The organism is Actinoplanes sp. NPDC048791, assembly GCF_040650095.1.
Lineage (GTDB): Bacteria > Actinomycetota > Actinomycetes > Mycobacteriales > Micromonosporaceae > Actinoplanes.
The window spans coordinates 1-5148 of sequence record NZ_JBEZGQ010000622.1; the positions used below are offsets into that span (position 1 = coordinate 1).

The 5148-nt window shown below is 72.8% G+C and carries 7 protein-coding genes; 2 read left to right on the forward strand and 5 right to left on the reverse strand.

Translation table 11 applies throughout. The features are described from left to right. The 4 genes from AB0C29_RS32870 to AB0C29_RS32885 form a co-directional block, all read right to left on the reverse strand. Nucleotides 1-866: HAMP domain-containing sensor histidine kinase (locus AB0C29_RS32870; protein WP_360828498.1), on the reverse strand; the 866-nt coding region annotated here is incomplete at its 3' end. Then, a complete protein-coding gene (locus AB0C29_RS32875; RefSeq protein ID WP_360828501.1) occupies nt 859-1548 on the reverse strand; it encodes a response regulator transcription factor in 690 nt (229 codons plus the stop codon). The genes AB0C29_RS32870 and AB0C29_RS32875, both read right to left, overlap by 8 nt. Before the next feature lie 29 nt (nt 1549-1577). Next, entirely contained in the window at nt 1578-2819 is a 1242-nt protein-coding gene (locus AB0C29_RS32880) for a sigma-70 family RNA polymerase sigma factor (protein ID WP_360828504.1), read from the reverse strand. Beyond that, nucleotides 2816-3175, reverse strand: coding sequence for a YciI family protein (locus AB0C29_RS32885; protein WP_360828507.1), 360 nt, complete (start codon nt 3173-3175; stop codon nt 2816-2818). The genes AB0C29_RS32880 and AB0C29_RS32885 overlap by 4 nt, the downstream gene beginning before the upstream one ends. A gap of 129 nt (nt 3176-3304) precedes the next feature. On the opposite strand from AB0C29_RS32885, the gene AB0C29_RS32890 reads away from it, so the two are divergent. After that, nucleotides 3305-3601 carry a hypothetical protein gene (locus AB0C29_RS32890; RefSeq protein ID WP_360828510.1) on the forward strand — a complete coding sequence of 99 codons (297 nt, stop codon included), beginning with the start codon at nt 3305-3307 and terminating at the stop codon, nt 3599-3601. Nucleotides 3602-3623: 22 nt separating this feature from the next. On the opposite strand, the gene AB0C29_RS32895 is transcribed toward AB0C29_RS32890, so the two are convergent. Then, on the reverse strand, nt 3624-4556 hold the full coding sequence (locus tag AB0C29_RS32895) for a serine hydrolase domain-containing protein (protein WP_360828513.1): 933 nt from the start codon (nt 4554-4556) through the stop codon (nt 3624-3626). Nucleotides 4557-4813: 257 nt separating this feature from the next. Here AB0C29_RS32895 and AB0C29_RS32900 point away from each other — a divergent pair. Then, nucleotides 4814-5148: discoidin domain-containing protein (locus AB0C29_RS32900; protein ID WP_360828516.1), on the forward strand; the 335-nt coding region annotated here is incomplete at its 3' end.

A 5148-nucleotide genomic window follows, 5' to 3' on the forward strand; every position in this document is an offset into this window, starting at 1 on the left:
GCGGCCTCCAGGCGGGCGAGCACCAGCAGGTCCGAGATGAGCCGGTCGAGCCGGTCGGCCTCGGCGACCATGGTCTGCCCGGCCCGCGCCGCGTCGTCGGCGGCGACCACGCCGTCGGCCAGGGCCTCGGCGTAGCCGCGGATCGTGGACAGCGGCGTCCGCAGCTCGTGCGACACCGACAGGAGGAACTCGCGTTCCCGGCCCTCGCTGATCTGCAACGCCGCACCGAGCTGGTTGAGCGCGGACGCGAGCTCGGCCACCTCGGCCGGCGGCCGCACGGCGAGGCGTACCGAGCGGTCACCGGACGAGAGCCGGCCCGCTGCCACAGCCGCCTGCCGCAGCGGCCGGGCGATGAAACGGGCCAGCAGCGCTCCGGCGAGGACACCACCGAGCAGGCCGGCCAGCAGCGCGAGCCACACTCCGCCGAGGACCCGGGCCGCCGTACCGGAAGCGGTGTCGCGGGTGAGCACCACACCGCTGGTGTTGCCCCGCAGAGGCCGGCCGACGATCAGCACCGCGCGCCCGCCGACCGTGCCGAGGGTGTTGACCGTCGCCCCGCCGGCGACCTGGGTGACCACCCGGTCCGGCAGGCCGGCCCGGTCGACGGTGCCCCGCCGGATCAGGTAGACGTCGACGCCGTCGGCCCGCAGCCGGGACACGATCCGCTCCCGGGCCACCTGACGTTCGGTGGTGAGCAGCTCGACCGCGAGCGCGGACTTCTCCACCAGCTCGTCGCGGGCGGCGTTGTTGGCCGAACGCACCGCGATGGGCAGAGCCACGAGCGCGGTGATGATGACGGCGACGACGGCGGTGGCCGCGGTGACCAGGACGGTCCGGCCGGAGAGAGTGCCGAGGATGCTACGCATCGGCGGTGTAGCCGACCCCGCGGACTGTGCGGATCAAGGTCGCGGCGGCGCCCAGCTTGGCGCGCACCTGGGCCACGTGCACATCGACCGTACGGGTGCCCGCCGGCGACGCGTACCCCCAGACGCTGGCCAGCAGCTCCTCCCGGGTGAAGACCCGCCCCGGGCGCCCGAGCAGGTGTGCGAGCAGGTCGAACTCGGTGGGGGTGAGCGTCAGCGGCACACCGTCCACGGTGACCAGATGCCGGCCGGAGTCCAGCTGCAACGGCCCGAGCGTACGCACGTGGCCGCCGTCGGGTGGCCCGGCGGCCCGGCGCAGCAGGGCCCGCACCCGGGCGACCAGCTCCCGCGGGCTGAACGGCTTGGTGAGGTAGTCGTCGCCGCCCAGCTCGAGGCCGAGGATCCGGTCGACCTCGTCGTCGCGGGCGGTGAGGAAGACGACGGGGGTCCAGTCACCGGCCTCCCGCAGCCGGCGGCAGATCTCCGTGCCCTCCATCCCGGGCAGCGCGATGTCCAGCACGCACGCGACCGGCCGCAACCGCCGGGCCGCGGCCAGCCCGGCCGCGCCGTCGTGCTCGACGTGCACCCCGAAGCCGTCCCGGCTCAGGTAGAGCCGGACCAGGTCCGCGATCGGCCGTTCGTCCTCGACCAGCAGGATCAGGCCCTTGGCGGGAGGTTCACTCACCGCACCATCATGCCCGGCTCAGGCCCGGCTCAATGTTCGGATGAGGTACGGGTCGACAGCGCCGCCGCCCGCAGCGTCAGATACCGCTGCTCGGGCAGGCTGGCCGTCATGGCCGCCGCCCGCAGGTAACCGGTGTGCGCCGCGGCGTGGTCCCCGGCCAGCTCCAGCAGGTGCGCGCGGACGGACTCGAGCCGGTGGTTGCCCGCCATCCGCTCGTCCCCGTCGAGCTCGGCCAGCACGGCGAGCCCGGCCAGCGGCCCGCGCGCCCGGGCCACGGCCACCGCCCGGTTCAGCGTGACCACCGGACCCGGCGAGACGCGTTCCAGCACCTCGTACAGGGCGAGGATCTGCGGCCAGTCGGTCTCCGCAGCGGTGCGGGCCTCGTCGTGCACCGCGGCGATCGCGGCCTGCAACTGGTACGGCCCCAGCGGCCCCCGGCCCAGCGTCCCGGAGACCAGCGCGACCCCCTCGGCGATGGACGCGGCATTCCACAGTCCGCGATCCTGCTCGTCCAGAGGCACCAGCGCGCCGTGTTCGTCGGTCCGCGCCGGGCGCCGCGCGTCGGTGAGCAGCATGAGGGCGAGCAGCCCGGCCGTCTCACCGTCGCCGGGCAACAGCCGGTGCAGCATCCGGGTCAGCCGGATCGCCTCGGCGGTCAGGTCGGCCCGTTGCAGGTCCGGTCCGGCACTCGTGGTGTAGCCCTCGTTGAAGACCAGGTAGAGCACCTGCCGTACGACCTGCAGCCGGTCGGCCCGCTCAGCCTCGGGTGGCGCCTCGAAGCCCAGCCCGCTGGTGCGGATCCGCTGCTTGGCCCGGCTGATCCGCTGGGCCATCGTGGCCTCGGGCACCAGGAACGCCCGGGCGATCTCCGCGGTGCTCAGGCCACCGACGGCCCGCAGCGTCAGGGCGAGCTGCGAGGGCGGCGACAACGACGGATGGCAGCAGAGGAAGAGCAAGGTGAGGGTGTCGTCCTCATCGACGGCGGCGGCCGGATCGGCCGGCTCGAGCAACGTGACGTGCTCCTCGCGGGCGCGGCGGGCGCTCTCGCTGCGCCACTCGTCGACCAGCCGACGGCCGGCCACGGTGATCAGCCAGGACCGCGGGCTGTCGGGCACCCCCTCGACCGGCCACTTGAGGGCGGCGGAGAGCAGGGCCTCCTGGACCGCGTCCTCGGCGGCGTCGAACTGCCCGTACCGGCGTACGAGGACCCCGAGGGCCTGCGGCGCGAGCTCGCGCAGCAGGCCCTCGACACCGGGCTGATCCGTGGTCACTGCTCGGGCGGCCCGTCGGGAACCTCGCGCAGCTCGACCCGCTCGGCCCAGACGACGATCTGGCCGGCCCGCTCGATCGCCCGCTGCTCGTCCTTCACCTCGAGCACCCAGTAGCCGGCCAGCGACTCCTTGGCCTCGGCGAACGGCCCGTCGGTCACCACCACCTGGCCGTCGACCAGCGAGACGGTCTTGGCCGAGGTGGGATCGGCCAGCCCGCGGGCCTCGACGAACTCACCGGCCTGCTCCAGCTCGGCATTGAACGACATCATGAACTGGATCATCTCGGAGACCCACTCCTGACTCCGGCTCTGCATCATGGTGGCGCCGTCACCGAACATCATCAGCATGTACTTCATGGCTCAGTCTCCCAGCCCTCGGGTGCCCCCGGCGGGGCACTTCCACCGGTGAGTCGGAGACCCGGCCCCGTTCTCTACACACCCCACAAAGAAATTCTCGGCTCGCCCGGCCGCACTATCCTCCCGGGCATGCCGACTGTCGATGTGTTGCTGCTCGTGGCCGAGGCTGTGCTGGCAGTGCTGGTACTCGCGTCGGCGGTCTGGCTGCTGGTGCAGCACAACCGCCGGCCGGGCCGGGTCCGGCTCTTCCGGCGGCCGGTCCAGCGGCCGCGGCTGCTGGCCGGGGCGTACGCGGTCCTCGCTCTCTGGGCCGGCATCCAGGTGGTGCAGGACCTCACTGACAACAGCCTCGCGTGGAAGCTGATCTCGCTGGCCACTCTGGGCGCGTTCGTGGTCCTGCTCTCCTTCGCTCGCCGCCCCGCCTGACGGGATGCCGCGTGCAGCGGCGTCAGCCGAGCAGCCGGTCGAGCAGGTCGTCGGTGAGGCCGATGTGGCGGTCGGCCGGGTCGCGGAGGGCGACCGTCAGCAGCGTCAGACCGGCGTCGGGTGACCGGGCGAGCAGTAGTCGCAGGTGCTGCCAGCCGCCGCCGTGCCGGTAGACGCGCCGGCCGCGGTGGACCCGCACGCCGAGACCCCAGGCGTAGTCGAGCGGCGTCCCGTCGTCCAGGAATCCCGGCGTCTGCAGCAGGCCCGAGATGTGCAACCGGTCCTCGTTGAGGGCGTCGCCCCAGCGCAGCAGGTCGGCGGGCGTGCTCCACACACCCCCGTCGCCGAGTGACAAGGGGGCCGGATGCGGTGGCTCGATGGGGATGGCGCCCAGGGGCTGAGCCGAGGGACCGGGCCAGTACAGCGTGCGCGACATCCCCAGTGGGGCGAAGAGGTGGTCGCGGGCGAAGTCGGGCAAGGGCTGTGCCGTGGCCCGCTCCACGATCGCGGCGAGCAGGATGTAGCCGGCGTTCGAGTAGGCGAACCGGCTGCCCGGCTCCGCCTCAGGTGCGGGCACGGACTTCAGGGCAGTCAGCATGCCGACGGAGGTGCGGTCGCCGGGGCCTTGCAGCCGGGCGTCGCCGGGCAGCCCGGCCGTGTGGTGCAGCAGGTGGCGCAGCCGCACCGCATCGGCCCAGGACGGCAGGTCCGGCAGCCAGTGGCGGGCCGACGTCTCGGTGTCCATCTGGCCCCGCCTGACCAGCAGGGCGAGACAGGCCGCCGTCATCTGCTTGGCCAGCGAGGCAATGTAGATCATCGACTCCGCAGCCGGGCCGTTCGCGGGACGCGTGACGACCGTCGGTTCCGCACCCGGACGGCGGATCGCTACTGCCACCGGCTCCTGCGGTCCGTAGCCCGCCCGCTCGATCAGCTCCGCGACTCCGCCTTCGTCCATCGAGTCACCGTAGCTGTGGAGAGCGCTTTCCGTAGGAGCCGTCTCGCCGTACCGAAAGACCGTGTTTGTCGGTTCCTGGGCACGGAATGCTTGACACATCGGAAAACTGGGCGCAACACTGCGGCGGTATGGAGAGCGCTCTCCATTGATCACTCCCCCCGTGACTCCGTCCCCGAACGTCAGGAGTTCCCGTGCATCCGGCATCCCCCCAGGCGCTGTCCCCGCACGCGCCCCGACCTCGACGCTGGCGCCGGTTGATTCCCGTCACCGTGCTCGCCGTCGTCGCCGCCTATGTGGGCGTCGTGCAGTTCACCGCGCACGCCGCCGATTCCCTGCTGTCGCAGGGCAGACCCGCGACCGCGTCGTCGCAGGAGGGCGCGGACGTCGCCGCGGCCCTCGCGGTGGACGGCAACGCCGGTACGCGCTGGTCGAGCCAGTTCAGCGATCCCCAGTGGCTGCGGGTGGACCTCGGCACCACCGCCACGATCAGCCAGGTCGTCCTGCAGTGGGAGGGGGCGTACGCGAAGGCGTACAAGATCCAGACCAGTGCCGACGGCACCACCTGGACCGACATCCACAGCACCACCACCGG